Source organism: Nitrosomonas sp. Is79A3, assembly GCF_000219585.1.
Lineage (GTDB): Bacteria > Pseudomonadota > Gammaproteobacteria > Burkholderiales > Nitrosomonadaceae > Nitrosomonas.
On record NC_015731.1, the window covers coordinates 1,134,945 to 1,161,109 of the forward strand.

The window sequence follows — 26,165 nt, forward strand, 5'->3', positions numbered from 1 at the left end:
CAGATGCACAAGTTTTAAGATTGTTCTTCATTTCTGCAGCAGCTTTTATCGTTATTGGAGCAGTTATTTACGGCGTTTTCTAGACTGAAAAAATTTTATTGATGTCCTTAGTGGTTTAAGTTTTGCTGGCAATTGGTTTTTTAGCGCTATCAGAACTTTTCCCATCACTGCAAGTGCAAGTGATAGACAGGGCAGAGTCAGTCAAATGCTTCCAAAAACAAGAACCATAAATGCCCATCTGGCGGATATTATTTCTCCGCCAGATGGGCATTTTTCATCGAAAGACACATCAGGAATACTAATGTGCAATTCTCGTTCAAACATCGCTGTGTTCTGTTCAAAACGAATATAAAGAGTGCCAGCTTGTTTTGTGTAATCGCTTGCGTTGATTAGGATTCTTACCTTACAGCGATGGTTCTGAATGGCATTGACCGGAATGATATGGAATGCCGGCTAGCATTGATTTCTAATCAACTACTTCGAACCCTGCATCGAGAATAGATTCTTTAAGCAGGGTAATATTGGTAGTAGCGGGATCGTACTGAACAATCGCTTGAGCTGGGTCGAGAGTAACTTCCGTTTGGATTACACCGGGCAGATTCTTTAAGACGGTTTTGATGCTGTTGACGCAACCCATGCAGGTCATGCCCTTTATTTTGATGGTGGTGGTTTGCATGATGATGGCACATTTCCTTTAAATAATTTTTTAATGATTCGCCTTCCAGCGTTTCAATAACAATGAATTACTAACAACCGATACAGAACTCATGGCCATAGCCGCGCCGGCAATCACCGGGTTGAGCATGCCGATCGCGGCCAATGGAATACCGAGCGTATTATAAACAAAGGCAAAGAATAAATTCTGACGGATTTTCCGGAGTGTGGCGCGCGAGAGGGAAATGGCATCGGCAACACTCATCAGATCGTTGCGTATTAAGGTGATATCAGCGGCTTCGATGGCGACATCAGAACCCGCGCCGATAGCAAAACTGACATCTGCTGCTGCCAAGGCTGGCGCGTCATTGATGCCATCGCCAGCCATGGCGGTAAATTTCCCATCTGCTTTCAGCTTCATCACTTCCGCGGCTTTATCTTGTGGTAGGACTTCAGCGCGATATTGCGTAATGCCGGTACGTTTAGCAATGGCAGCAGCGGTCACGGCATTGTCGCCGGTTAACATTACTACTTCAATGCCCATTGATTGCAAGCGTTCAATGGCTTTCAGAGAAGTTTCTCGCAAGCGGTCTGCAATGGCCAGATAGCCAAGGATCTGGGAGTTGTTACCGGAAATGGATACAATTCCGATGACCGTTTTGCCCTCTGCCTGCAGGGTGGTGATTTGCTTTTCATCTAAAGCAATATTTTGTTGCGTTAGAAATTTGGGTGAGCCAAGCAGATAATGGGTGCCATTTATGCGAGCTGTGATGCCGCTGCCGGTGATAGCCGAGAAATCATCAATGGATTGAAGTGGTAATTGCATTTTCTGCGCACTGTCCAGAACCGCCCGAGCCAACGGGTGTTCTGATCCTTGTTCCAGAGAAGCTGCGATTTGCAATAAATCCTGTGTGCGGATCGGTTCAACGGGAACAATGTCGGTGACTTCCGGCTTGCCTTCGGTGAGCGTGCCGGTCTTGTCGACTATGATGGTTTGTATCTTCTCGGCATTCTCCAGTGCCGCCGCATTCTTGACTAGCACGCCAACCTGTGCACCGCGTCCCGTGCCAACCATAATTGCGGTAGGTGTGGCGAGCCCTAGTGCACAAGGGCAAGCGATGACCAGCACGGCGACAGCATTGATCAGTGCGGAAACAAAGTCATTCGTGAGCCACCAGTTAATTCCCAGGGTCAAAACGCTGATCGCCACGACAATGGGGACAAATATTCCGGAAATTGTATCCGCCAGGCGTTGGATGGGTGCCTTGGAACCTTGTGCTTCTTCGACTAAATGTATGATGGCAGCCAGCTGGGTGTGTGCGCCGACACTGGTTGCGCGGCATTTAAGCAGGCCCTGTTGATTCAGCGTGGCGGCAAAGACTTTTGCGCCCGTTTGTTTGCTGACGGGCAAGCTTTCGCCGGTCAGCATGGATTCGTTAATGCTGGATGCTCCTTCCATGACGACACCGTCAACCGGCAGATTCTCGCCAGGGCGAACGATAAAAATATCATTGACTTGCAGACTGCTTGCTGGCACCTCGAGAATTTCTCCATTACGCTCGATACGTGCTGTTTTAGGTTGCAATCTGATCAGCGCTTCAATGGCCTCAGAAGTTTTTCCTTTGGCGCGCGCTTCCATCAATTTGCCCAGCAAAACGAGGGTAATAATCGCTGCGCTGGCTTCAAAATAGACGTGTTGATTCAGTGCGAGTGCTGTGACTACGGCGCTGAAGAAATAGGCCATGCTGGTGCCTAATGCAATGAGTACATCCATATTGGCTCCGCCGCCACGCAGGGAATGCCAGCCGCCAATATAGAAACGCCGCCCAATCCAGAATTGCACCGGGGTTGCCAATAGCCATTGCAACCATCGCGGCAGCATGTCCATATCATGACCTGCAAACATGGCGCCCATTTGCAACACCAACGGTAGAGTGAGGGCGGCGGAAATCCAGAATAAACGTAATTCAGCCTGATAGGCTGCCAGACGCCTTGCTTTTTCTTCGGTGTGGCTGGATTCGCTGATTTCGCTGGCGTCATACCCTGCATCAATCACGGCATCGATCAAATTGTTGACCGTTACCAAACCTGGTATGAAATTCACTCTGGCTGTTTCTGTTGCCACATTCACAGTGGCTGTGACACCGGGCAATTTATTCAATGCTTTTTCAATATGACCAGCACAGGCAGCACAAGTCATTTTGCGCAATTGCAGTTGCACAAACTGCGGTGCAATATGAAAACCGGATTTTTCTATGGCACTAATTAGCGTGCCCGTTTTAATTTGGCTTTCATCATAATTGACATGCGCTTTTTCATTGGCGAAGTTGACAACCGCTTGTACACCGGGGAGTTTGTTCAGATTCTTTTCGATACGTGCGGCACAGGCAGCGCAAGTCATTCCTTCAATAGGTAATTCAATTTTTTTGAGGATTGAGGAATTCAATTGTGTTTCTCAATGAATGGGGTATTTGAAAATGGCGGTATCATGGGCTGTGGAGGGTGGAATTTATAAAACATACAGGCAACTTTCTGGAAGATAACCTTCACTGGCGATCAAGCATCAACACGCCATCAATCAGCTTAACTCTATCACCTTGCTGGAAGTTTGCCGCATCAGGCAGTGCAATAATTGCTTGCTTGCCATCATTCATGGTGATGCCAATATGATACGGATTGCTTGGATTTGCCATACTATCACTGTGATCGCCATGCGTTCCGCCCATCGTGTCTGGGTGATTGGTGCCATGCGGACGGATGATTTCTCGAGCAATTGTTCCAGCGACAACACCGCTTGCGATTGCATTCAGGTTATTCCCTTGCCCAATCTTATTAACGAAATCAACAATGCCGCAATTGATGCACCCTGATGCAGGCGGTTGCCTGGGGATAATTCCAGCATCTGTGCTTTTAATACTGATGCTGTTCCGCGGCGTGCTAATGGCGGTGCCGACGCGATGAATGGTTCTTGGCGGTCTGCCGAGATCGGGCGGGATTTCAGGTACGGGCTGGGTTGTCAGGCTCTGTGAACTTGAGGGAGGCTGATTACTATGATCTGCATTGGGCGATTGTGCGAATGCCATATTGACAGGAAACATACTGGAAATGCTGACAGAAACAGCAGCTAGTCTCGCTAAATCAATAACATGAAAGCTGTTTGACATCGCTGATCTCCTTGCAGATAGACATCCATACAATAGGTTACTTTTTAGAGTAAGAAGGATAGAATTGGTTGCATTATAACGATTTCTATCTATCCATGTTGGAGACAGGTATCAAATCGGTCAGTCTGTCTTTGTAGGAGTATCTTTCTGTTCTGAAGAATCTTTTTGGGGAGCTATTGATGCGTCAGATTGGGCTTCTTGATTCTGTTTCTTTATCATAAAAGCAGCGATGAATATGCCTAATTCGTAGAGCAGGCATAAAGGTACTGCCAGCATAAATTGCGAAACGACATCCGGCGGTGTGCAGATGGCAGCAATGACGAATGCGCCGACAATCACATAGGGACGTATTTCCTTTAGTTTCGCAATAGTAATTATGCCTGTTCTGACTAAAATGATAACAAATACCGGTACTTCAAAAGTAATACCAAAAGCGAGGAACATGGATAAAACAAAGCTCAGGTATTTGCTGATATCCGTCATCACGGCGACACCTTCCGGTGCAAAATAAGTAATGAACTCAAAAACCAGCGGTAATGCAGCAAAGTAGGCAAATGCCATACCGCAAAAAAACAAAAAGCTGCTGCCAAAAACCAGAGGCAGCGCCATGCGTTTTTCATGAGAATAGAGGCCGGGTGCAACAAAAGCCCACATTTGATAAAAAGTATGCGGTAATGTAATGACGAAAGCCATCATCATGGCAACTTGCATTGGTACAAAAAAAGGTGTTGCGACATCTGTGGCGATCATTTGACCGCCTTGCGGCAGTTTTTCCAATAGCGGTTGCGCCAACAAGGTGTAGAGTTCTCGCGCGAAAAAGGCACAGGGAAGAAAGCCCAGCACGAGTCCGCCCAGAATACGTATCATTCTGGTACGTAGTTCTACCAAGTGTGATAAAAATGAGCCTTCAAGCATGGTGATCGTTGTGAAACGGGTTACGTTGAATGAACATCGATTGACATTATATGAACACAGCCGAATTACTGTTTTTTCTCGTCATCATGGCAGCTATGGGGTGGATCATTGCTACCTGGGAGCGGTTGCCCGGATTCATCAGGAAACTGTGATGAAGACAAGTCTATAGGCGGCTTATCTTCATTTTTGACGTCAGCAGTAACGGTTGATTTCAGCTGATCCACGCCTTGCTGCACGGAATCCTCAATGGATTGAACCGTTTCTTGCACGGAAGATTGCATGTTCTTCAGTTCCTCCATGCGCATTTCATTATGGATGTCCGTTCTAACGCTATAAACGAAGTTTCGGCAGCGTCCGTATAAATTTCCTAATGTACGCGCTACAGTGGGTAGCCGTTCGGGTCCAATCACGATCAATGCAACCATAGAAATGACCAGTAGTTCCATAAAACTGATATCAAACATGTTGTTTTGCCGGCTGAAACTGTATTGAAGAAAACATCGATCAGAACTAAGTATGCCTGGAAATTGCTCCAGATTAATGGAGTATTTAAGTCCTGGCTTGTGTTTTTTCCTTGGTTTCGGTGTCCGTTTTCGGACTAGTTGCACCGGTTGATTGTGGTGCGCTGTTTTTGATGTCCGTCGCGGATTTGTTATCTTTAAAAGTATTCGCCGCGGAAGCTTCCTTGCTTGCCGTGACTTCTATCACTGATTCATCGATAGAAGCTGAGCGCGATAGGGTATTTTCAGTATCCGATTCTTTCATGCCTTCTTTGAATCCTTTTAAGGCACTTCCCAGATCATTACCCAGATTGCGTAATTTCTTGGTACCGAATACCAGAACAACAATGACCAGTACGATAATCCAATGCCAAATGCTGAATGTGCCCATTACTTTCTCCTTTTAAATGGAACAGTACTGGCCTAACCGTGATGAATCATTCCAGGTAGGCGTTCCCGGCCACCGATGATATGGAAGTGCAAATGCAATACTTCCTGCCCGCCTACACGACCGGTATTAATAATGGTGCGAAAACCATCTTCGCAGCCTTGTTCTTTCGCCAATTTCTTTGCCAATAATAGCATTTTACCTAATAAATTCTGATGATTATCTTGGACGTCGGCGAGTGAGTCAATATGCAGCTTAGGGATCAGCAAGAAATGAACAGGCGCGGCGGGATTGATGTCATTAAAGGCGAGAATTTCTTCGTCTTCATAAATTTTATTGGAAGGAATTTCTCTTCTTGCAATTTTGCAAAAAATACAATTATCCATGTTTTAATCCGTTTTTCGTGATGCTTTCTCTTGTATACCCGATACACCTTCGCGTCTTTCCAGCTCTTTTAATACATCATCCGGTGTAAGTCCATGGTAGGCGAGTAATACTAAGCAATGAAACCACAAATCTGCCGTCTCATAAATAACCTGCTCGGCATTACCATCTTTCGAAGCCATCAATATCTCTGCAGACTCTTCCGCAATTTTCTTGAGTATTTTATCTTGCCCGCCATGAAGCAGCTTGGCAACGTATGAACTGTTTGCATCGGCTAACTTACGCGATTCAATAGTTTCTGCCAGACGGCGAAGAATAGTTATGTCAGTCATTTATGGTAGATTTCTTCCGGATCTTTAATAACGGGAGCTGCGATGACCCACTCATTGCCTTCGAGTTTCTGAAAGAAGCAATTGTGTCTGCCGGTATGGCAGGCAATTCCCCCAATTTGTTCCACGATGAGAAGCAGTACATCCTCATCGCAATCCAAATAGATATCTTTTATTTTCTGAATGTGGCCAGATTCTTCACCTTTATGCCAAAGTTTCTTGCGCGAACGTGACCAGTATACTGCTTCACGTTTTTCTACCGTCAGCTTGAGTGCATCCCGGTTCATCCACGCGACCATAAGAATTTTGCCACTATCAGCTTCCTGAGCGATCACTGGTATCAATCCATCTTCAGACCAGTTGATTTTGCTAAGCCAAGTATCAGGCATAAATAAATTAGGATTTTTTAGAGTTAAGTTACAAATTCCATAAACAATTTTAACATTATAATCGCACTTCAATACCATGCTGTGCCATATACTGTTTAGCTTGTTGCACGGTAAATTCACCATAGTGAAAGATACTCGCTGCTAATACAGCATCTGCATGTCCTTGCAGAATGCCTTCAACCAGATGATCCAAATTGCCAACGCCGCCACTGGCAATAACCGGTATATCAACTGCATCTGAAACAGCGCGTGTCAAGGCGATATCAAAACCGTTGCGTGTGCCATCTCTATCCATGCTGGTGAGTAAAATTTCACCGGCTCCCAGGGACTGCATTTTTTTTGCCCACTCAATGGCATCAATGCCGGTTGCCTTACGTCCGCCATGGGTAAAAACTTCCCAGCGCGGCGAACCCTCAGTTGAGCTGACCTGCTTGGCATCAATCGCTACTACGATGCATTGAGAACCATAATGATCGGAGGCGTCTGCTACCAGTTGCGGATTCAGCACTGCTGATGTGTTGATACTGACTTTATCAGCGCCGGCATTGAGTAGCCGGCGAACATCCTCTACCTGACGCACACCGCCGCCAACGGTTAAAGGAATAAATACCTGTGCAGCGACATCCTCGATGATATGCAAGATCAGGTCGCGATTGTCGGAGCTGGCTGTGATGTCCAGAAAAGTCAGCTCATCAGCGCCTTGTTCATCATAGCGGCGTGAAATTTCTACCGGATCACCTGCGTCACGCAATTCAACAAAGTTAACACCTTTAACAACACGTCCATTGGTTACATCCAGACATGGGATAATACGTTTAGCGAGGCTCATCAGTTGTAAAAGCCGGTTGTGAGAATAAGGGAAAAATGAATTGTGCTGGTATTTAATTGCCAGGGCTTATTTTATGGAATAACGGTACTCTTACTCAGTTTGTCAGCCAATATCTGTGCTTCCTTGAAATCCAGCGAGCCTTCATAGATAGCTCGGCCGGTAATAGCACCCATAATACCCTCTGACTCAATTTCGCACAGTGTGTGTACATCATCAATATTGGTAATTCCACCGCTGGCAATGATTGGTATGGTTAATTCTCTGGCCAATTCAACCGTGGCCTTGGCATTGATGCCACTGAGCATGCCATCTCTGCCGATATCGGTGTAAATAATAGCTTCTACGCCGTAGCCTTCAAATTTTCTTGCCAGATCGACTACGTCATGCCCGGTTATTTTAGACCAGCCATCGACAGCAACCTTACCATCTTTTGCATCCAATCCGACCATAATCTGGCCCGGGAAGGCATTGCAGGCATCTTGCAAGAAACCGGGGATTTTAATCGCCGCAGTACCAATAATGATGTAGGTGATACCATTATCCAGATAACGTTCGATTGTATCGAGATCACGGATACCGCCGCCCAGTTGAATTGGAATCTGGTCATCGATGGCCTGCACAATTTCACGTATTGCTGCTTCGTTTCTTGGTTTGCCGGCAAATGCACCGTTTAAATCGACAAGATGAAGTCTCCTTGCACCTTGACTTAACCAATGTGTCGCCATCTCGCTAGGTTCTTTAGAAAATACGGTCGCATCTTCCATAACCCCTTGTTTGAGTCGAACACAGTGCCCATCTTTGAGATCTATTGCAGGAATAATCAGCATGGCTTAATCAGAGTTAATAGTTGATTAATAAAGTCAGTTTGTTACTTTCCGGTTTTAGAAATGTGGTGTCCATTTGGCAAAATTACTTAATAAGGTTAATCCTGCTAATTGGCTTTTTTCTGGATGGAACTGTACAGCGAAAATATTATCTTTTGTAACAGCACAAGTAAATGGGAAAGGATAATTGCTTCGTGCTGCTATTGATGCAGAATCAGTAGTCTCGACATAATAGCTATGCACAAAATAAAAACGCGCATCTTTTGCGATACCTTCCCATAAAGGGTGTGTAATGGCCTGATAAACTTGATTCCAACCCATATGGGGTACTTTAAGTTTTTGTCCGTCTGCCGTTGCCATGGCTGCGGCAGGAAAGTGTACGACTTTGCCGGGCAGAATATTTAAACCTTTCACATGCCCTTCTTCGCTTTCTTCAAATAGCATTTGCAAGCCAATACAAATGCCAAGAAACGGTTTGTGAATAGCAGCTTCCATGACGGCTTCACGTAATCCGCGAATTTCCAGCTCATGCATACAATTGCGCATGGCGCCTTGCCCTGGAACGACTACACGTTTTGCTTTCCGCACAACGTCCGGGTCGCTGGTAACTGCAATCGAGGCAGCCGGTGCAACATGTTCAAGTGCTTTATGTACGGAACGTAAGTTTCCCATTCCATAATCAACAATTGCGATATCAGTCATACGGTGATGTCGTTAAACAAGGTTACTTATAAAGTGCCTTTGGTGGATGGAATGATCCCGGTCGCCGCCGGGTCATGTTCTATAGCCATGCGCAACGCACGCCCAAATGCTTTAAACACGGTTTCGGCTTGATGGTGCGCATTTTTTCCGGATATATTGTCGATATGCAGGGTTATCAAGCCATGATTAGTGAATCCCTGAAAAAATTCATGGATGAGATCGACGTCAAAATCACCAATACGCGCCCGGACAAAATCAACATTGAATACCAAACCGGGGCGCCCGGATAAGTCAATGACAACACGGGATAACGCCTCGTCAAGTGGTACGTAGGCATGACCATAGCGGCGCAATCCTTTTTTGTCTCCTACCGCTTTGGTGAGGGCTTGCCCAAAAGTAATGCCGATATCTTCAACAGTGTGATGTGCATCGATTTGCAAATCACCTTTGGCAGCAATTTCAAGATCTATCATGCCATGGCGAGCAATTTGGTCGAGCATATGATCCAGAAAAGGCACGCCTGTTTCCAGAACAGATTTGCCTGTCCCATCTAAGTTCAGGGTGATGCTGATCTGAGTTTCCAGTGTATTTCGTGTGACTTGTGCCCGTCGCATAGAATAGAATCTTTGATTAATACAAGGAAATTGAGTGGATTTTAAACTGTTTCACTCAGTATGGTATGAAATGTTGCGCAAAATTGAGAATTTTCATCAGGTGTACCTACCGTTACGCGCAGACAATTTTCTAATAATGGATGTGTGCCATCTAGATTCTTGATTAGTATCTTGCGTTTCTTAAGCGCCTGAAAGATTTGACTGGCTGCATGGATACGAAACAAAATAAAATTGGCGTCCGAAGGATATACCTCAATATTGGCTATTGTACCAAGAAATGCGCTCATTATTGTGCGTTCTGACTTGATCGCTTCTGCTTGCTCCGATAATACTGCGGTATGGTGCAATACCTTCTCTGCAATTAATTGTGTCATTATGCCAATATTATAAGGCAAACGCACCTTTTCCAATTGCATTAGCCATTCCGGTCTGCCGATTAATAGCCCCAATCTTAAACCAGCCAATCCTGATTTGGATAGAGTGCGCATTAACAACAAATTAGGATACTGGGCTAGCTTATCCATAAAGCTTGCATCAGCAAATGCATGATAAGCTTCATCGACAACTACAATACCAGAAGTTGCTTGAATGATGCTTAAAATCGCTGCAGAGTCAAATAAATTCCCGGTTGGATTATTAGGGTAGGCCAGGAAAATGACAGCAGGTTTATGTTCTGCAATTGCAGCTAACATGGTTTCCAGATCAAGCGAGAAATCTTTTTTTAAGGGTATTCCAACATACTGGATATTTGCGAATGCGGCGATCATCCGGAACATGACAAATGCAGGTTCAACACTGATTAATACCGCACCGGGTCTGGCTAGTGCCATGGCAATGATCTGGATGATTTCATCCGATCCATTGCCTAGCAGGATTTCCATATCATCGGAAATGGATAACGCCTGACGCAACGCTGCTTTCAGTGAGGCAGCACTGGCATCGGGATAGCGGTTTACCGGAGCATTGGCAGTGAGTTGTGCAATTTCTTCACGTAATACAGGCGGTAACGGATAGGGATTTTCCATGGCATCCAGCTTAATCATGCCGGTTGCTGGGGGCACATGATAAGCCGAGAGTGCGAGAATTTCCGGGCGGATAATTTGATCGGGATGATAAAAATTAGGCATAGATGTTTATTTTAACTCAATACGGGTTTTATAGTTAAAATTGTCATTGAGAATCTGACTACACTGGCGATGGCAAATTGCATCGCTGAGCTTTCTAAGCTGCTAACTCTTGAGCCAGTGTGAGAAATTCGCTTTGACACCCACGAATTTTTTCTTGTGCCGCTTTAGCTTCCAATTCATTGATTCCCAAGCTTTCCATGAGTGTTAACGTGTCGACATAGGGACAGCCATCAGTCAGCGCCGGATTTTGTAGTAACCGATTGGCTATGGCGAGCAGCTTTACATAGGATGCATGTTTGCCAGAGTAATCCGGAAAATGCTGTTCAGCCACGGTGATTGCAATCTCTTCCGGCAAATTCCATACTTTGATCAGATACATGCCAATCGTATCATGTGTGATGCCGAAAACCTGTAATTGCAGTGAGCGTGCATCTTGCCCCGGATAGCGGGTAACCAAATCATTCAGATAAGAGAATTCTTTGGGATACAAGTGTCCAAATAATAAATATCCAAAATTGTGAAATAGCCCGCTGAGAAAGGCAAGTTCGCAGTTTATAAGGTTTTTCTTTGTCATAATATGACAGAGTTCGCGGCATAGTGCGGCGCATTCAAACGTTTGGCTCCAGATACGAACACGGCCTAGTGTGCCATGATTGGGTAGTTTGAGGCAACCCGATGAGGCAATGCTCATTGAAAGATTGAGCGCAGTATTAAAGCCCAAGACCAAAGATATGGCATGATGAACTGAGTTGATCCGGTTGCCATAGCCAAAAACAGACATGCGGGCATACTTTAGAATAAAAGCAGCCAAACTGGGATCTTTTTCAATTAAACTGGTAAGTTGTTCCAGGTTTGCATCGGGAGTATTGCGTAGCTTTAAAAGTTCGCGAGCTGTCTCTGGAAACGGAGGAACTTGCCCAGCTTGTTGTAGGATGCTGCGGAAGTTCTGGCTGAATTCCAGCTTGTTAAAAATCAACATTAATACGATCTCACGATTTTAGTTTATGGTGTAGCGCCAGCTCAATTCTTATTTTTGTGAGCTTTTGCACTGCAAGAAATTTCGTTGAAGAGCGATGGCTAAAAATATGAGGAAAATTTGCCGTAATCATTATCGGCAGTTTTTTTGCTTTCTTTAATGGAATATTTATAACAAACGGCTCATATCTCCAGCACTAAACCCGATAAGGGGTTCGGAGAAATTTTTTCCAAAAGCGATGACCTTAAACAGTTCACCCATTTCAGCAGGACTGATCAGTTTTTGTAGTTGACTGGATTGTGGCAAAAAGCTGCTCGTATCTTCTGCGGGTGTTTGTGCCAGGATTGCGGTAATGCCGCAATTAATTAAAAAATATGCTTGGGTGGTATAACCCAGAAGCGGCAGTCCGCTATCTTCCGCAGCCTGGGTAATGGCACTAAAATCAACATGACTGGTGATATCCTGCAAGCCGGGTAGGTAAAAAGGATCATCATGTGCATAATGCCGGTAGTGGCACATCAGTGTGCCTTGATTGCGCTGAGGATGATAGTACTCGCTACGGCCAAAACCATAGTCAATCAATAGAATGACGCCCTGTTGTAAGATACTTGCCAGACTGCGCATAAAGTGACCAGCCGTCAGATTAATTTCGCTGACATAGGAATAGGGCAAGAGATTTTCCGGATTGATCTGAGGTGTTAACTGGTTGGCAATATGATTGAGTTCTGCAAGATTAATAGGCCGATCTTGCCACGCAAATTGATTGCTTTGCCATGTAACACCTCGCTCAGATAATTTATCATTATACCACTTCACAATGTGGACTGGCATTGCATCCAGCACTTCATTAGCAAGAATGGTGCCAGTAAATTGAGCGGGCAATTGCTCTAGCCATTCGATCAAATGCACAAGGTGGGGTGCTTTATTGGCAAGCAGCATTTGCTGCCGCTGACGTAGCTCGGTACTGACTTCCAGAATAAAATATTTTCCGGGTAAAGCATCGGATTTTTCCAGTTCGAGCAGTAAGTCCAGTGCCAGTTTTCCGGATCCGGCACCAAATTCAAGAATGTCTGCGTGTTCAATTTGCTGGGAAATTTGTAGAACCTGTTGTGCCAGTGTGCGGCCAAACAACGAAGAAATTTCCGGTGCCGTGACAAAATCACCCGCGCTTCCCAGTTTGGTTGCTCCACTACTGTAATAGCCCATTCCCGGTGCATACAAAGCCAGATTCATAAACTGTTCGAATGGAATCCAGCCACCCGCTGCATGAATCTTATCGCGAATCAACGTTTGTACAGCGTGACTGTGAGCCAGTGCGATTTCACTGGCAGGTGGCAAGGTGGCATGTAAAGACATAAGCAAGTATATTTCTTTGTGGTAGATTGCAAAAGTTGTCAATGAAACGGGTCATAGTTTAGCAGCACTTTGAAGGAGGCGTATGTGCAAGGAAAAGTGATATTGGTTACCGGCGGAGCGAAGCGGGTAGGAGCCGCCATCTGCCGCAGGTTGCATGCACAAGGAGCCAGATTGGTTGTGCATTACCGGTCTTCACTCGACGAAGCCAAGGTATTGTACGATGAATTAACTCAAAAGCGTTCTGATTCAATTGCTTTGGTTCAGGCAGATTTGCTTGACACAGAATTATTGCCAGAATTGATAGAAAAGGCAACTAACCGGTTCGGGCAACTGGATGTGTTGATTAATAATGCCTCGAGCTTTTTCCCGACATTGCTGCAGCAATGCACGCTAGAAGACTGGGATGATCTTGTCGGCAGTAATCTCCGGGCGCCACTGTTTTTATCCCAAGCAGCAGCACCTTATCTGAAAGCTCAACGGGGTTGTGTCGTGAATATTGTGGATATCCATACCGAGCGGCCATTAAAGAATTATATGATCTACAATGCCGCCAAAGGCGGGCTATTATCACTGACCAAGTCACTGGCCGTGGAAATGGCGCCCGAAGTGCGTGTCAATGGTGTTTCGCCGGGGCCTATTTTATGGCCGGAAGATGGGGAGTGGGCCGACGAAGCGGCGCGCCAGCATATAATCGCCAGTACACTGCTCAAACGTTGCGGCGAACCGGATGATATTGCCAAAACCGTACAATTTCTAATTGCCGATGCGCCTTATATTACCGGGCAGATTATTGCTGTGGATGGCGGGCGGAGTATTCATTTGTAGTGTGAGATGGTCATCGCGAGAGAGCGGAAGAATGACAACATACAGTAACAAATCCAAAATGAGGTTCCCTCTGTTTTTCGTCTTCCAACAGGCGAACAGTTTTATGCTATCAGCTTTTTCTTCTGTTGAGGATTAGCCAGTCATTTAGAAACCTCATTGGCGATTTATAGCCTAACGTTGAGTGCTGCCGTTTCCGGTTGTAAAGTACCTCGATGTACTCGAAGCTCATGGCAGCCATCTCTGCGCGTGTTTCATAACGCAGTCCATGTACTCGCTCGTTCTTGAAGCTATTGAACCAACTTTCGGTTGGGGCATTATCCCAACAATTACCTTTACGGCTCATTGAGCAGATCATGCCGTATTTCTTGAGCCTTCTCTGAAATTCTTTGCTGGCATATTGGCTACCCCGATCTGAGTGGTGCATCAATCCTGCTGCAGGTTTCTTGCGAAACCATGCCATCGTTGCATCTGTAACGATGTCTGCAGTCATGCGCGGTTTCAGCGACCAGCCAACCACCTCACGGTTAAACAGATCAAGCACGATAGCCAGATATAGCCAGCCCTCATCTGTCCATAGGTAAGTGAAGTCGAACGTCCAGACCTGATTAGGCGCGACTGGGTTGAAATTCCGATCCAGCAGATTCGGTGCAATCGGCAGATTGTGCCTGGAGTCCGTCGTTATCTTGTAGCGCCGCTTGTGCCTTGCACGAATGCCGTTCTCTCGCATTAGACGTTCAACCCGCTTCTTGGAAGCTGGAAACCCACGGTCACGCAATTCTCTGACCATTCTCGGACTACCGTAGATCCCCTTGAGTTCGGCATGAATAGATTGGATCAGCGTCAGCATTTGAGTGTCGGTGAGGCGTTTGCGATCCGGTTTGCTACCACGCTTCCACGACCGGTATCCGCTCACGCTGACATCTAATATCGTACACATCTCGGCGAGAGAAAACTCCCGTTGCTTATCAATCCAGGCGTACTTCACACAACATCTCTCGCGAAGTACGCCGTTGCTTTTTTTAGGATCTCACACTCCCGTTTCAGCCTTACGTTCTCAGCACGTAACCGGGATAGATCCATTTGTTCCGGTGTGACAACCTTGGTACCCTTACCGTTAAGTTTGCCTGCCTCCGCCAACTTTACCCAGTTGCGCAGTGTTTGTTCTACCAGTCCCAGTTCCTTCGCTACCAGAACAATCGACTTTCCCATCTTCACTTGCTTGACCGCTTGCTCCTTGAACTCGGTCGTGTATTCCTGCTTCGGTATCTTCTTCATCGTCTTCCTCTCAATAGTAACGTTAATTGTACGTCATCCTTGGAAGACTATTTTTCGGGGGAAGCTCAATCCAGAGCGCGTTGCTTCTTACTTCCAAGATCCGTACGTAAAATATGCCGCTTAAAACTATTTAATGGCCGGATCAATAAATTAGGTTTGCAACAAATGGTGGGAAGATTGCTTACTCACCAAACGCATTTTTGATCCAGTTAATCTCTTGCCCATTATCACCCGACAGTAATATTGCATCAAAGCGGCAGGGCGGCTCGCAGTTTATTGCAGACAAATAATGCCGTGCGGTACGTAATAGCTTGGTCTGCTTTGCCGGTGTGATACTGGCAGCAGCGCCGCCGAACATCTCGTTAGTTCGCATGCGCACTTCAATAAACACCAGCGTGCTTCCGTCGCGCATAATCAGGTCAATTTCTCCAAAGCGGCAGTGATAGTTTTGTGCGATCAGCACCAAATGTTGCCGTTGCAGATACGATACGGCTACTTGCTCGGCATCACTGCCTTTCATTTTCTGTGGTATTTTTTTGTACATCCAGAAGCCGTACTTTACCTTGCTCAAATTGAGCAGCAACGGCTTCACGGATAAATTGATTGGGTGGTGCAAAGTGAATATATCCGGTTACACCGTCAAAAGAAATTTCTTCAAGGGATTGTGGTTGCAGTAGATAGGTCATCAAGCGGAATGCATCAATACCCAAAGCATAGAGACGTTCCATATCGGCACTCTTGGCATTGCCGGTGTGGCGGTAGGCCATGACAGCAGGGTGATCGGGTTGTATTAACCAGGGCATATCGAGAAACTGGATGCCATTCAAGTCATTATTGAGCAGGAAATTATCGGCGCCGGTAAAAATCTGCGATGTGGCATACACCGGCACATCCGGGTCAAGGTATGTCCGCAGCACACGTGACTTGGCGGAATCCAGAGCAAGGAAAACCAGATGATTGCTACCTGCTGTCAAATTACGGAATTGTTGCAGTCTGGCTGGATCCTCGGAATAGCGGAATGATTCAGCAGTTTTGCCATTTTCACTTTGCCACTGTTGCATAAAAGCATTTTGCAAGCGTTTGGATAACGGGCCGTCATCGCCGATGACAATGGCATGGTTTCTGCCGCTATTCTGCGCCAATTTTGCGATTTGACTGGCCTCTGTTTCCATTTGCAGGCCAAACAAATAAAATTTGGGCGGCAATGCAACAGTATTGTCCACTGTGTTCAATGCTAAAGTAGGTACTTTTAATAGGTTGCTGGAGGCCATGGCCGAAACACCATCGCGGGTAAGTGGCCCCACAATGAATACAGCGCCAGCAGTCAATGCTTCATGATAAGTAACGAGAATATCGAGCGGATCGTCCGTAGTGGAATATACCCGGATGATCAATGGCAGTGGTTGACCGCGCATTGTGGCGGCTACGAAGCCGTCTTTTACGATGTTGGCCGCTGCCCCAAATGACGACGATTCTAGCGGTAATAGCAGGGCAATATGTGGCACAAGTGGCGATTCATAGGTGCTTTCCGGTTGAGGGTGTTCTTCCGGTTGAGTGGCCATTGCCAGCCGGCTGCCGTATAGTGCAAGGATTGCTACCAGGACAATTGTAAAAAAACGTTGCATAGTGAGGATTATGCTGGAAAAAATTGCATTATATGTGGTTGCCACACCAATAGGAAATTTAAGCGATATCGGCTTGCGTGCACTGGACATACTGGCGAAAGTGGATGTGGTTGCGGCTGAGCACATACAAAATTCCAGGCATTTATTGGCAGCGCATTCTATTACGGCAAAGCTGATCAGCTTGCATCAGCACAATGAAACGGCTGTTACGGACAAAATATTAACACTATTGAATTCCGGGAAAAGTGTTGCCTTGGTGACTGACGCAGGTACTCCCGGTATTTCCGATCCCGGCGCAATTCTGGTTAAGCACGTGCGTGAACAAGGTTATCCGGTTATTCCAGTTCCAGGCGCTAATGCAGCAATCTGTGCTCTGTCCGCAGCCGGTATCATGAACCCGCATTTTCTGTTTTACGGTTTTCTACCTGCTAAATCCGGGTTGCGCAAACGTGAATTAACCGCATTAAAATCCCAGCAGTGTACTTTGGTATTTTATGAAGCACCCCATCGCATTCTGGAATGCGTGGCTGATATGATGGATATTTTTGGGCCGCATCGCCAACTGACCATTGCCCGGGAATTAACCAAGTTATTTGAAACGATCCATACGGGAACACTGGAAGAAATGCTTGCCTGGCTCCAGGCAGATACCAACCAGCAAAAAGGCGAGTTTGTTTTGTTGCTGTCCGGTGCAGAAATCCTGGATAAATCTGAGACCAGCGAACACGCCCGGCATACATTAGAATGTTTGCTCGCTGAATTGCCATTAAAGCAGGCAGTTAAATTGGCCACAGCAATTACAGGCGAAAACAAAAATACACTTTATCAACTGGCACTGGATTTAACGGGCCGTTGAAAAACGTTTTCGAGGCAGCCGATGCAAGGCAAAAACAGGCGAAAAGGCGCAGTTTATGCTTAATAAATGAGCATTTTGAGTCTGTTTTTAACACCGTAGCGGCAACGCAGATAGTTCTTAAACGGCCTGTTAAAGACGGCAGGATATCGCGAATAGCCTAAATGGCTGCGCTATAATGCAATCACAATCAACATTACAACTGACAAAACGTGACCAGCATAACCATTACTCGCCCTGATGACTGGCATTTGCATTTGCGCGATGGTGAGCAACTGCGTGCCGTGTTACCCCATACAGCAAAACAATTTGCGCGCGCCATCATTATGCCGAACCTTAAACCGCCGGTTGTAACGACTGATATGGCGCTGGCGTATCGTGCACGAATACTGGCAGCATTGCCGGCAGCCCTGCAATCCCGTTTTGAACCATTGATGACGCTTTATCTGACGGATAATACCCCACCAGCAGAAATCATCCGGGCGAAAGAGAGCGGCGTAGTGCACGGTGTGAAATTGTATCCGGCGGGCGCAACGACGAATTCAGATGCCGGCGTGACCGATATTGCCAAATGCTATGCCGCTCTGGAGACAATGGAAAAGAGTAATCTGCCATTGCTGGTGCATGGTGAAGTAACGGATCCCGATGTGGATGTGTTTGACAAAGAGAAAGTTTTTATCGACCGGATACTTACGCCATTAACACAGCGTTTTCCTAATTTGCGCATCGTGTTTGAGCATGTCACCACCCGTGATGCTGTGGCATTTGTTACAGAAGCATCCCGGCAGGTTGCGGCCACCATTACCGCACATCATCTATTGCTGAATCGGAACGCAATCTTTCAAAGCGGTATCCGTCCGCACTACTTTTGCTTGCCTGTATTGAAACGTGAGATTCATCGGCAAGCTCTGCTGGAAGCAGCAACCAGCAGTAATCCCCAATTTTTTCTTGGCACGGATAGCGCGCCGCATGCGCAAACAAGTAAAGAGAATGCTTGTGGCTGTGCTGGAATTTTTACAGCCCATGCAGCCATTGAGTTATACGCGACAGCATTTGAGCAAGCTGGCGCATTGGATAAGCTGGAAGCTTTTGCCAGCTTTTATGGCGCAGATTTCTATCAATTGCCGCGCAATATTGGCCATATCACGTTAAATAAAGAAAAATGGGCTGTTCCGGAACAATATGAGTTTGCTGGAGAGAAGCTGATACCGCTCTATGCAGAGACCAGTCTGGGCTGGAAAATGGTGTAAAGTATTTTCTTGGAAGAGCAATGCTAAGATCGGGCTACCAATGTCTTAATGCCCGGTTCCAGCGATAAAGCAGCCAGGCAAAGCCGTTATAGGCAATCCGTGCGAGTGATCGGATGACGGGCAATTGAAACAACCTAGCCAGCCAGCGCTGACTCGGTGTTTGCTGCCAAAGATGGATAAATGCATCGATACCAATATTAAGCTGGCCCTTGCCATCTTTGACATACAATCGTTCGCGTACTTGCTCAAGTGAGCTTTCTACCTCGGAAACTGTATCCGGGTTGTTATGCACATCTACCCATTCAATATCGTTAACCCCACATTCCTGCATGCGTCTGCGCTGATCTTTGATTCCTGCATTGCAAACGGGGCAAGCACTGTTGTAATAGACTTTATTGGGCATTTCGAAGCTTCTTTCAAGAAACAAACCAGAAGTATAAACTTTCTAAGGCTCAAATTTAAAATGCTTTCAGATCAAGAGATATTCGACACCTTTTTTGCGTGCAGCTTAGGGTGCTGGCTGGCAGAAGCCTGCTTATCCTCGCTTTTTCTATATCCTAATAATTTGTAAGAACAATACGCACCAAAGCCAAATGCGATAGTTGCTAAAAGAACCGGAGAAGGCGTGGATATCTCCAGATTCCAGAGCAACCACTCCAAACCTGCAAGAACAATAAAAATAACCGGTGCAATAACTAAGGGTAATACATCGTTATCCAAAATTGTATCGACTTTCTCTTGAATTAAACGACCAGAGTTGCGAAGAAAATTACTGGAATGAGACGGACGGTTCTTTGCTCTTTGTTTAGTGATCTTTAAGCGTAATTTAGGCATTTATTTATTTTTGACGAGTAGAGTTTTTAATAAATTTGAATGAATCAGATAAAAACCCTGATCCGAATTGTTTTTATTGTTTATCGGTAAGCAGCCAGAAAAGTTTATAGCTTCAATAAGATTGGATTTGATGTGGATTACAATGAGGACCGGAATGCGAGAAACTCTAATCTATTTATCTGCTGATCGGTTTATAGTATCAATGTCCTGAAAAAAATGACAGATCAACTATATTTGCTAGATTGCTATTGTGATTAAATGAAAAAAAGATAAATGTGTGAAGAAATCAATAATAGGATTGATCATCAAATAGCGCGAGAATTATCAAATTTTTACCGCATTAAGGTTTTTTATGTGATTTTTTTCAAGAATGGAGATGGAACAATGAAAATAAAAATATTTGCAAATATAACTACGCTGGTTTTTTTGAGTGCAGCAAATAGCGCTTATGCTGGTCTTATGCCTGACAGCTACAGCATGCTGAACGGTAACACCGGTTCCTATAATTATTGGGATGAAACCTATACTGGTTCCGGTTGCGTGACGTGCGATAATGCAGCTTTAACAGGCGGCCGCGGTGATCTGACCGACGGGATTGTCGCGACCGACAACTGGTTTGTCACCGAAGCGCCTGCTGGGAATGGACCTTATTGATCCGGCCATTAAAAAGATTGATTAGAATCTCCGTATTCCGGCTTTTGCCGCTATGACAAATCGAACTATTTAATGGCCGACTCTATATGTAGGCTGGACTTTAGATCCGACGATCACTTTTCACTTGAATTCACCGGTCAACATCAGTTCGGCAGCTTTTTATTTCGATGATGCCGACGGTGCTGGTGGTGTTAGCGCACCGGCAAGTGTCACTGTCGACGGCATCAACTTCCTGATCGCTGATCCAAGCGGTCCGTCTCCATTCTCTTTCGTTGCTAACGGCTTATCGTTCGCCGGTAATGATCTTGTGGTTACTATCGAGAGGAATAACACATGGGTTTTTCTCAGCGAAGTGGAATTCAATGCCGCGCCTATTCCAGAACCAGAAACAGAAACTTACGCCATGCTATTGGCCGGATTGGGATTGCTGGGTTTCGTAGCGAGACGCAAGCAACAAAACGTATAACCGGATGGTGGATTCAATTTTTTCGCATATTTTTCTGCAATTAAATCATATTCTATTTCTTGACAATTCAAATGATCCACAGGTTGAAGAAGTTATAGAAATTACTTTAGGTAATTTCATGCCAAGATGACAAATAGCCTTTAACTATATGATATATTTAACATAACTAAAGTGTTAAATTATTAATCAATCTAAGGAAACCCTTAGAAATTTATGAGTTAATCACTCAAACTAAATAGTTATTAACAAACTTATCAACAGGAACTGTGGATAATCAATAAGACACTATAACAAATAAGATGATAACTCGAATTATGATAGTGTTGCCCGCTAGCAGGCCGTTGAAAAACCCGGCACTTTCAGTCTGAATTCTCGTTTTTAAAAAGCTGCGAGCATTTCAGTTATTTTCCAGATCTGTTTTTTTATCCGGAATGTTCATTCTTTGTGCAATTTTGTGAGAATTTTCTGCAATTCCCGTCTTTTTGCCCTTATCCGCACGTTTTATGCGGATTCAGGGCGTACTGTCCCTATGTGTGCGAACCAGCCCACCAACCAGTCAGGCTTCCGATACGTACCAGATTGTAAATGGCCGCAACAAATCGAAACTGCCCGCTGACTTTCTCTCGCCCGATTAGTTTCAGTTTGCGCATTCCGCCTACTGTCTTCATCCAACCGAATACTTCCTCAATTCGTTTGCGAATCTTCAGACTGATTGCATAGCCTTCATCTTGGCGAAAATCGTCCGGTACGGCGCTGCCTTTGCGTTTGGCCGCTACATGCGGAATCACGCCCAGTGCCTGTACTGCTTTGATGTGTGTGTCTACGTCGTAACCACGATCTTCTCCAACCGTGGCTCCCGATTTGGTGTTGGCTTGCAGCAGCTTGAGCGATTCTTCCCGTTCAGCTATTCCTGTTGCCGCCGATACGCTGACATCTACTACCAGGCCGTTACGGTTCTCCATCAATACATGCCCCATGTAGCACAGACGACTGGCATCGCCGTCGCTCTTGCGCGCCAGGCGTGCATCTGGATCAGTAGTCGATTCATGAGTGGCGTTACTGCGCTTTTCCCCTGCAAAGTCCCGGCTTGGGTTGCGGCTGTTGTCATCCGGCGGGTTGCTGCTGCCATCTTTGCGCACGAAGCTTTTGTGCGAGGCCCAGGCATCCAGTAGTGTGCCATCGATGCTGAAGTGCTCGTCACCACTCAATTCCACCTACTCCGCCAATTGCTTGACACCTGCAAAGAAATGCCCGGACATCTCGTTATCCAGCAAACGATCCCGGTTCTGGGTAAAGGTGCTGTGATCCCATACCGGATCATCTATGCCCAATCCAACAAACCAGCGGTACAGCAGGTTGTATTCAATATGCTCGACCAGTTGCCGTTCAGATCGGATCGTAAACAGTACCTGCAGCAGCGATGCTCTCAATAATCGCTCCGGCGGTATCGAGGGGCGCCCTTCTTTCGAGTAAACAGCTTCAAGCTGATGATCCATCCCCTTGAGTATGCCATCCACCAATACCCTCAAAGGGCGCAGTGCATGACTGACAGGGATCCGTTCTTCCAGATTGACGTAGCTAAAAAGCTGTTGTTGCGAGTGTTCAATTCTGCGCATGATTTATGAAATGAGTGGGTTCCATCAAATTTTACCCGACTCGGTGGGTTTTTCAACGGCCTGTTAGTGAGCTGCTTATAACTCTTTATCTTGCTCCTTCATTTCATCGACCAAGAAGCCCAACTGCTAACGGAGCTTGCCTCCTCATATAAAAGTTGCGCATCAAACCTGAATATGCCAAAGCAAAAGTAGAAGAAGGTTACTTAATGAGAAGTATGGAAAAGAAAAGTATGGAGAGTATGTATGCAATCCAGGAAACTGTAGCGATTACTAAAAAGGGTGTGTTTTTGTTAGAGCATGGTCGTGCCGATCACGATTGCCGTTATGATTGCGTACTTATTTCTCTTTCCAAATAGCAAAGACAAGCAAAGCCCACGCACTGAGAAACGAAATGCCGCCGAATGGTGTGATCATGCCAAGTCCGCGCATTCCGGTCAGACTTAGTGCGTAAAGACTGAAACTGAAAAAAATAATCCCGGCCATCATCAACCAGCCGGATATCGGGATTAAGCGAGACTTGGGAAAATGCAGTAACAACAGGCCAATGATGAGAATCCCGAAGGCATGATAAAAATGATATTGAATTCCGGTTTGATACACTGCCAGCATACTTTCTGATAGTGTTTGTTTCAGGCCGTGTGCACCAAAGGCGCCCAGTGCGATGCATAAAAAGGCATTTATGGCACCCAGAATCAGAAAAGTTTTTGGCATCGAAAATCTAGTCCTTATTAAATAAAGTGGAATTAATGCGAGATCCCTGTGCTTTATCAAGAATCTTTTGTTTTGCTGACATCAGCTTCACACATTCCGTGCGCGAATTTTACCTGAATTCTATCGTCGGAATGAATTTGTTTGCTGTCACGGATCACTGTGTTTTGCAGGGTATAGGTGATGCTATACCCGCGTTCCAGTACTGATTGCGGATTCAGGTGCGATAACTGCGTTTGTAAATGCTGCAGATTGACTGCCAATTTTTCGAAATAGCGGGAAAATGTGTAACGGAAACGTGCGGCGAATTCTTTTTGCTGCACCTCCAGCCGAGCAATACTCGGGCTTGCAGCCGCTAGCCGTTGATTGAATTCGAGTAATTTCCAGCGTTGTTTCTCGATTTGATGTGCCCAGGTCTTGATGTATCGATTCTGTAAATGTTGTAAATGAACATATTGCTGTTTGATCCGGTCACCAGGATGAATTAAACGATGCGCCAGGATATCCATTTTCTGCATTGCGTATTCAATGTGATGCAAAGTGATCCGATACATACGCTGGTGCAATGTTTTCAGAAGCTGGCTTAATTCCTTGTGATCCTTGCTGGCCAGTTCAGCGGCTCCGGTCGGCGTGGGGGCACGGATATCGGCGACAAAGTCTGCAATGGTGAAATCTGTTTCATGACCGATGCCGCTGATAATCGGTATAGAACTGGCAGCAATCGCAAGCGCTACAATTTCTTCGTTGAATGCCCATAAATCCTCAATGCTGCCACCACCCCGGCAGAGTATCAATACATCGCATTCCGCCCGTTGACACGCAGTTTTAATGGCATCAGCAATAGTATTGGCTGCTGTCTTTCCCTGCACCAAAGTGGGATAGATGATGATTGGTAATGCAGGCATGCGGCGTTGTAATGTCGACAATACGTCGCGCAATGCCGCAGTGTCCGGCGAAGTGATGATGCCGATTTGCTGTGTGAATGCGGGTAATGGTTTTTTATTTGCGGGGCTGAATAATCCGGCTTTTTCCAATTTGGATTTAAGTTTCTCAAATGCCTCAAATAACTCACCTGAACCGGCGCGCCGCATGGTTTCAACATTCAACTGAAAATCACCGCGCGGCTCATACAGTGTAACGAGCGCCAGAACCTCGACTTGCATGCCATCTTTAGGCTGCCAATCAATGTATTGATTCTTGTGGCTGAATAGGACGCAGCGTATTTGTGCGCTGGCGTCTTTTAGGGAGAAATACCAATGGCCTGACTGATAGCACTTTAAATTAGAAATTTCACCTTTAACCCACAGTAAAGGTATGTTCTGTTCTAGAAATTGCTTAGTGTTGTTGTTTAACTCGCTTACCGTTAGCACGGTACGGGAAAGATTGGCGATTGGAAACAGACTCATTTTAATATTGTGTAATAATCCACATATTTTTCTGAAACAGTGTGATCGTAATGTTTAGGTAAAGTGCGTGGTTATAAGGATATTTGTAATTAATAGTATATTTATTAATATATTTATTATGGGATTAAAAAATAATCAACTTAGAAAAGATGTTTAGGTCTGAGAACTTAATTCTAATATAAGTTACATATTCACAAACTTATCCACAAAAGATGTGGATAAAAATGGCTGCTTTCCTTGCTGAAAATACACGATCAAGATACATTTCATGCCAAATTGGTTACTTAGTTATAAAATAATCGATTCAGGTAATATAGTACGCTACGGAATAATACCTGGATCTACAGTGAGTGAGGAGACTATCACGTGTTATCTTTAATTCAAGCGGCTGGCTGGCCAATCTGGCCAATTATCATCGCCTCCATAGTTGCCATGGGCATCATCGGGGAACGGATGTGGACATTGCGTTTGAGTGTTATTTCGCCTAAAGAATTATTGCCTAAGGTATTAAACGAATATAAAAGAGGTGGCGTCAATCCGGAGATGCTTGCGCGTCTGCAGAAACATTCTCCATTAGGAAGAATTCTTGCTGCCGGGCTTAAAAATGTGAAAAGTTCGCGTGAGATCATGAAAGAATCGATTGAAGAATCGGGTCGTGTGATTGCGCATGATCTGAGTCGCTACCTGACTACTTTGGGGACTATTGCTGCGCTGAGTCCTTTGATGGGGTTGTTTGGTACCTTGGTCGGTATGATTGAGATTTTCGGGTCGAATTCTCCTACTGGTAGCAATCCGGCGCAGCTTGCTTATGGTATTTCTGTCGCTCTGTATAATGCAGCGTTTGGCATACTCGTGGCGATTCCCAGCATGATTTTTTATCGCCATTTCCGTGCAAAGGTTGATGATTTTGTTATTGAAATGGAGTTGCAGGCTTTGAAATTAGTGGAAATAGTGCATGGAGAGCGAGAAAGTTGAGATGTCTGCAGGAGATTGGCTATTGCATTAACTGCTTTTGAGCGCATGGTCTGTCAAAGATTGATCAATCCTGTTTCTGGAATGCTTCGGAAAGCACTCATGGGAATTCAAAAATTTATTCTCGGCAGTTCCAATTTTGGTTACCGGAAAAATAGCTTTAATTTCTTCAAGTTTGAAGGTATCCGGGTGATTTCACCGGGATAACGAAGCATGATATTGATGGAGTAGTGTATACTTCGGCTGAATCGATTTTGACCGGAAATGCACTTAAGAACAGGCTGGTATATAGAGTGCGGTATAAACATTAAAGCCTTCCCTTACTGCCGCTCAATAATTTTCTTAATATAATAATATAAGATGCTTATCGACTTGGATTATATGCGCATTTGCTAATGAAATTGAATGGTTGCTGAATAACGGATTGGTTATTCGGCGCTCGCTTTTTTGAGAGCAGTTTGTAGATTGATCGTTTTACACGTAAATGAATGGGAATACTGGAATCTTGAGAAATATAAATTCGATAATAA

29 protein-coding genes and 2 pseudogenes are annotated in these 26,165 nt (G+C 45.3%); 7 read left to right on the plus strand and 24 right to left on the minus strand.

From position 1 onward, the window contains the following. Positions 1-466: 466 nt before the first annotated feature. The 16 genes and pseudogenes from NIT79A3_RS05140 to NIT79A3_RS05215 form a co-directional block, all read right to left on the minus strand. Complete coding sequence (locus tag NIT79A3_RS05140) at positions 467-676, minus strand: heavy-metal-associated domain-containing protein (RefSeq protein ID WP_013965189.1); 210 nt, start codon at positions 674-676, stop codon at positions 467-469. A gap of 30 nt (positions 677-706) precedes the next feature. Next, positions 707-3,100 carry a heavy metal translocating P-type ATPase gene (locus NIT79A3_RS05145; protein ID WP_041360158.1) on the minus strand — a complete coding sequence of 798 codons (2,394 nt, stop codon included), beginning with the start codon at positions 3,098-3,100 and terminating at the stop codon, positions 707-709. Between the two features lie 100 nt (positions 3,101-3,200). Further along, the gene (locus NIT79A3_RS05150) at positions 3,201-3,818 is read right to left on the minus strand and encodes a hypothetical protein (RefSeq protein ID WP_013965191.1); all 618 of its coding nucleotides are present in this window, start codon (positions 3,816-3,818) and stop codon (positions 3,201-3,203) included. Positions 3,819-3,938: 120 nt separating this feature from the next. Next, complete coding sequence (gene tatC / locus NIT79A3_RS05155; protein ID WP_013965192.1) at positions 3,939-4,733, minus strand: twin-arginine translocase subunit TatC; 795 nt, start codon at positions 4,731-4,733, stop codon at positions 3,939-3,941. Between the two features lie 65 nt (positions 4,734-4,798). Continuing rightward, a complete protein-coding gene (gene tatB, locus NIT79A3_RS05160) occupies positions 4,799-5,197 on the minus strand; it encodes a Sec-independent protein translocase protein TatB (RefSeq protein WP_013965193.1) in 399 nt (132 codons plus the stop codon). A 226-nt stretch (positions 5,198-5,423) separates the two neighbouring features. Continuing rightward, a pseudogene (gene tatA, locus NIT79A3_RS19330) lies at positions 5,424-5,624 on the minus strand (Sec-independent protein translocase subunit TatA); the annotation flags it as partial. A 32-nt stretch (positions 5,625-5,656) separates the two neighbouring features. After that, positions 5,657-6,007 carry a histidine triad nucleotide-binding protein gene (locus NIT79A3_RS05170; RefSeq protein WP_013965195.1) on the minus strand — a complete coding sequence of 117 codons (351 nt, stop codon included), beginning with the start codon at positions 6,005-6,007 and terminating at the stop codon, positions 5,657-5,659. Between the two features lie 3 nt (positions 6,008-6,010). Then, complete coding sequence (locus tag NIT79A3_RS05175) at positions 6,011-6,337, minus strand: phosphoribosyl-ATP diphosphatase (RefSeq protein WP_013965196.1); 327 nt, start codon at positions 6,335-6,337, stop codon at positions 6,011-6,013. Continuing rightward, the gene (gene hisI / locus NIT79A3_RS05180) at positions 6,334-6,723 is read right to left on the minus strand and encodes a phosphoribosyl-AMP cyclohydrolase (protein ID WP_041360160.1); all 390 of its coding nucleotides are present in this window, start codon (positions 6,721-6,723) and stop codon (positions 6,334-6,336) included. Before hisI ends, NIT79A3_RS05175 begins: the two co-directional genes overlap by 4 nt. A 55-nt stretch (positions 6,724-6,778) precedes the next feature. Continuing rightward, positions 6,779-7,552 (minus strand): imidazole glycerol phosphate synthase subunit HisF, encoded by a 774-nt coding sequence (hisF, locus tag NIT79A3_RS05185; RefSeq protein WP_013965198.1) that lies wholly within the window; start codon positions 7,550-7,552, stop codon positions 6,779-6,781. 71 nt (positions 7,553-7,623) lie between these two features. After that, positions 7,624-8,379, minus strand: a complete 756-nt coding sequence (gene hisA, locus NIT79A3_RS05190; RefSeq protein ID WP_013965199.1) for a 1-(5-phosphoribosyl)-5-[(5-phosphoribosylamino)methylideneamino]imidazole-4-carboxamide isomerase — start codon at positions 8,377-8,379, stop codon at positions 7,624-7,626. Positions 8,380-8,433: 54 nt separating this feature from the next. After that, on the minus strand, positions 8,434-9,078 hold the full coding sequence (gene hisH, locus NIT79A3_RS05195; RefSeq protein ID WP_013965200.1) for an imidazole glycerol phosphate synthase subunit HisH: 645 nt from the start codon (positions 9,076-9,078) through the stop codon (positions 8,434-8,436). Between the two features lie 26 nt (positions 9,079-9,104). Beyond that, a complete protein-coding gene (hisB, locus tag NIT79A3_RS05200; protein WP_013965201.1) occupies positions 9,105-9,692 on the minus strand; it encodes an imidazoleglycerol-phosphate dehydratase HisB in 588 nt (195 codons plus the stop codon). Positions 9,693-9,733: 41 nt separating this feature from the next. Continuing rightward, positions 9,734-10,819 (minus strand): histidinol-phosphate transaminase, encoded by a 1,086-nt coding sequence (gene hisC / locus NIT79A3_RS05205; protein WP_013965202.1) that lies wholly within the window; start codon positions 10,817-10,819, stop codon positions 9,734-9,736. 94 nt (positions 10,820-10,913) lie between these two features. Next, a complete protein-coding gene (locus NIT79A3_RS05210) occupies positions 10,914-11,798 on the minus strand; it encodes an HDOD domain-containing protein (protein ID WP_013965203.1) in 885 nt (294 codons plus the stop codon). Between the two features lie 165 nt (positions 11,799-11,963). Next, a complete protein-coding gene (locus NIT79A3_RS05215) occupies positions 11,964-13,151 on the minus strand; it encodes an SAM-dependent methyltransferase (RefSeq protein WP_013965204.1) in 1,188 nt (395 codons plus the stop codon). A gap of 84 nt (positions 13,152-13,235) precedes the next feature. Between NIT79A3_RS05215 and NIT79A3_RS05220 the strand changes: the two genes are divergently transcribed. Further along, positions 13,236-13,976, plus strand: a complete 741-nt coding sequence (locus tag NIT79A3_RS05220; RefSeq protein WP_013965205.1) for a pteridine reductase — start codon at positions 13,236-13,238, stop codon at positions 13,974-13,976. A 109-nt stretch (positions 13,977-14,085) separates the two neighbouring features. Here the strand turns inward: NIT79A3_RS05220 and NIT79A3_RS05225 are convergent. From NIT79A3_RS05225 to NIT79A3_RS05240, 3 genes are all read right to left on the minus strand, one after another. Further along, positions 14,086-15,251, minus strand: a protein-coding gene (locus NIT79A3_RS05225) for an IS3 family transposase (RefSeq protein ID WP_156797015.1) whose coding sequence is annotated in 2 segments (ribosomal slippage) — positions 14,086-14,999 and positions 14,999-15,251 — 1,167 coding nt in all. Because the reading frame shifts where the segments join, the coding sequence is not laid out codon by codon here. 181 nt (positions 15,252-15,432) lie between these two features. Beyond that, positions 15,433-15,795: a YraN family protein gene (locus tag NIT79A3_RS05235; protein WP_348225730.1), complete on the minus strand. Its 363-nt coding sequence runs from the start codon at positions 15,793-15,795 to the stop codon at positions 15,433-15,435. After that, positions 15,758-16,876 (minus strand): penicillin-binding protein activator, encoded by a 1,119-nt coding sequence (locus tag NIT79A3_RS05240; RefSeq protein ID WP_013965208.1) that lies wholly within the window; start codon positions 16,874-16,876, stop codon positions 15,758-15,760. The genes NIT79A3_RS05235 and NIT79A3_RS05240 overlap by 38 nt, the downstream gene beginning before the upstream one ends. Before the next feature lie 10 nt (positions 16,877-16,886). Between NIT79A3_RS05240 and rsmI the strand changes: the two genes are divergently transcribed. Both rsmI and pyrC read left to right on the plus strand, forming a co-directional pair. Next, the gene (rsmI, locus tag NIT79A3_RS05245) at positions 16,887-17,732 is read left to right on the plus strand and encodes a 16S rRNA (cytidine(1402)-2'-O)-methyltransferase (protein ID WP_013965209.1); all 846 of its coding nucleotides are present in this window, start codon (positions 16,887-16,889) and stop codon (positions 17,730-17,732) included. A 209-nt stretch (positions 17,733-17,941) separates the two neighbouring features. After that, positions 17,942-18,979 carry a dihydroorotase gene (pyrC, locus tag NIT79A3_RS05250; protein ID WP_013965210.1) on the plus strand — a complete coding sequence of 346 codons (1,038 nt, stop codon included), beginning with the start codon at positions 17,942-17,944 and terminating at the stop codon, positions 18,977-18,979. A 34-nt stretch (positions 18,980-19,013) separates the two neighbouring features. Here pyrC and NIT79A3_RS05255 read toward each other — a convergent pair whose 3' ends face one another. Then, positions 19,014-19,382, minus strand: a complete 369-nt coding sequence (locus NIT79A3_RS05255) for a DUF393 domain-containing protein (RefSeq protein WP_013965211.1) — start codon at positions 19,380-19,382, stop codon at positions 19,014-19,016. Positions 19,383-19,453: 71 nt separating this feature from the next. Then, positions 19,454-19,813, minus strand: a complete 360-nt coding sequence (locus tag NIT79A3_RS05260; protein ID WP_013965212.1) for a hypothetical protein — start codon at positions 19,811-19,813, stop codon at positions 19,454-19,456. 384 nt (positions 19,814-20,197) lie between these two features. On the opposite strand from NIT79A3_RS05260, the gene NIT79A3_RS18565 reads away from it, so the two are divergent. Both NIT79A3_RS18565 and NIT79A3_RS19335 read left to right on the plus strand, forming a co-directional pair. Beyond that, entirely contained in the window at positions 20,198-20,467 is a 270-nt protein-coding gene (locus NIT79A3_RS18565) for a hypothetical protein (RefSeq protein ID WP_156797016.1), read from the plus strand. A gap of 124 nt (positions 20,468-20,591) precedes the next feature. Then, entirely contained in the window at positions 20,592-20,933 is a 342-nt protein-coding gene (locus tag NIT79A3_RS19335; RefSeq protein ID WP_049785337.1) for a PEP-CTERM sorting domain-containing protein, read from the plus strand. Between the two features lie 527 nt (positions 20,934-21,460). Here NIT79A3_RS19335 and NIT79A3_RS05270 read toward each other — a convergent pair. Continuing rightward, a pseudogene (locus NIT79A3_RS05270) lies at positions 21,461-22,549 on the minus strand (IS5 family transposase). Positions 22,550-22,704: 155 nt separating this feature from the next. Between NIT79A3_RS05270 and NIT79A3_RS18575 the strand changes: the two are divergent. Continuing rightward, complete coding sequence (locus tag NIT79A3_RS18575) at positions 22,705-22,905, plus strand: hypothetical protein (protein ID WP_156797018.1); 201 nt, start codon at positions 22,705-22,707, stop codon at positions 22,903-22,905. Here NIT79A3_RS18575 and NIT79A3_RS05275 read toward each other — a convergent pair. Together NIT79A3_RS05275 and xseA are read right to left on the minus strand one after the other, a co-directional pair. Then, a complete protein-coding gene (locus NIT79A3_RS05275; RefSeq protein WP_013965213.1) occupies positions 22,886-23,260 on the minus strand; it encodes a DUF423 domain-containing protein in 375 nt (124 codons plus the stop codon). The genes NIT79A3_RS18575 and NIT79A3_RS05275 overlap by 20 nt on opposite strands. Positions 23,261-23,316: 56 nt before the next feature. Beyond that, positions 23,317-24,663, minus strand: coding sequence for an exodeoxyribonuclease VII large subunit (gene xseA / locus NIT79A3_RS05280; protein WP_013965214.1), 1,347 nt, complete (start codon positions 24,661-24,663; stop codon positions 23,317-23,319). A gap of 366 nt (positions 24,664-25,029) precedes the next feature. Between xseA and NIT79A3_RS05285 the strand changes: the two genes are divergently transcribed. Further along, positions 25,030-25,638: a MotA/TolQ/ExbB proton channel family protein gene (locus NIT79A3_RS05285; RefSeq protein ID WP_013965215.1), complete on the plus strand. Its 609-nt coding sequence runs from the start codon at positions 25,030-25,032 to the stop codon at positions 25,636-25,638. The last annotated feature ends 527 nt before the right edge of the window (positions 25,639-26,165 follow it).

Excerpts from the sequence above, each read along its gene's own strand:
- NIT79A3_RS05210 (WP_013965203.1), bottom strand. The coding sequence starts at position 11,798 with ATGTTGATTTTTAACAAGCTGGAATTCAGCCAGAACTTCCGCAGCATC.
- NIT79A3_RS05140 (WP_013965189.1), bottom strand. The coding sequence starts at position 676 with ATGCAAACCACCACCATCAAAATAAAGGGCATGACCTGCATGGGTTGC.
- NIT79A3_RS05235 (WP_348225730.1), bottom strand. The coding sequence starts at position 15,795 with ATGTACAAAAAAATACCACAGAAAATGAAAGGCAGTGATGCCGAGCAA.
- hisF (WP_013965198.1), bottom strand. The coding sequence starts at position 7,552 with ATGAGCCTCGCTAAACGTATTATCCCATGTCTGGATGTAACCAATGGA.
- xseA (WP_013965214.1), bottom strand. The coding sequence starts at position 24,663 with ATGAGTCTGTTTCCAATCGCCAATCTTTCCCGTACCGTGCTAACGGTA.
- NIT79A3_RS05150 (WP_013965191.1), bottom strand. The coding sequence starts at position 3,818 with ATGTCAAACAGCTTTCATGTTATTGATTTAGCGAGACTAGCTGCTGTT.
- hisC (WP_013965202.1), bottom strand. The coding sequence starts at position 10,819 with ATGCCTAATTTTTATCATCCCGATCAAATTATCCGCCCGGAAATTCTC.
- NIT79A3_RS05240 (WP_013965208.1), bottom strand. The coding sequence starts at position 16,876 with ATGCAACGTTTTTTTACAATTGTCCTGGTAGCAATCCTTGCACTATAC.
- NIT79A3_RS05260 (WP_013965212.1), bottom strand. The coding sequence starts at position 19,813 with ATGCCTAAATTACGCTTAAAGATCACTAAACAAAGAGCAAAGAACCGT.
- hisB (WP_013965201.1), bottom strand. The coding sequence starts at position 9,692 with ATGCGACGGGCACAAGTCACACGAAATACACTGGAAACTCAGATCAGC.
- hisA (WP_013965199.1), bottom strand. The coding sequence starts at position 8,379 with ATGCTGATTATTCCTGCAATAGATCTCAAAGATGGGCACTGTGTTCGA.
- NIT79A3_RS18565 (WP_156797016.1), top strand. The coding sequence starts at position 20,198 with ATGAAAATAAAAATATTTGCAAATATAACTACGCTGGTTTTTTTGAGT.
- NIT79A3_RS05175 (WP_013965196.1), bottom strand. The coding sequence starts at position 6,337 with ATGACTGACATAACTATTCTTCGCCGTCTGGCAGAAACTATTGAATCG.
- tatC (WP_013965192.1), bottom strand. The coding sequence starts at position 4,733 with ATGCTTGAAGGCTCATTTTTATCACACTTGGTAGAACTACGTACCAGA.
- hisH (WP_013965200.1), bottom strand. The coding sequence starts at position 9,078 with ATGACTGATATCGCAATTGTTGATTATGGAATGGGAAACTTACGTTCC.
- hisI (WP_041360160.1), bottom strand. The coding sequence starts at position 6,723 with ATGCCTGATACTTGGCTTAGCAAAATCAACTGGTCTGAAGATGGATTG.
- NIT79A3_RS05255 (WP_013965211.1), bottom strand. The coding sequence starts at position 19,382 with ATGCCCAATAAAGTCTATTACAACAGTGCTTGCCCCGTTTGCAATGCA.
- NIT79A3_RS05215 (WP_013965204.1), bottom strand. The coding sequence starts at position 13,151 with ATGTCTTTACATGCCACCTTGCCACCTGCCAGTGAAATCGCACTGGCT.
- NIT79A3_RS05170 (WP_013965195.1), bottom strand. The coding sequence starts at position 6,007 with ATGGATAATTGTATTTTTTGCAAAATTGCAAGAAGAGAAATTCCTTCC.
- rsmI (WP_013965209.1), top strand. The coding sequence starts at position 16,887 with ATGCTGGAAAAAATTGCATTATATGTGGTTGCCACACCAATAGGAAAT.
- NIT79A3_RS05275 (WP_013965213.1), bottom strand. The coding sequence starts at position 23,260 with ATGCCAAAAACTTTTCTGATTCTGGGTGCCATAAATGCCTTTTTATGC.
- tatB (WP_013965193.1), bottom strand. The coding sequence starts at position 5,197 with ATGTTTGATATCAGTTTTATGGAACTACTGGTCATTTCTATGGTTGCA.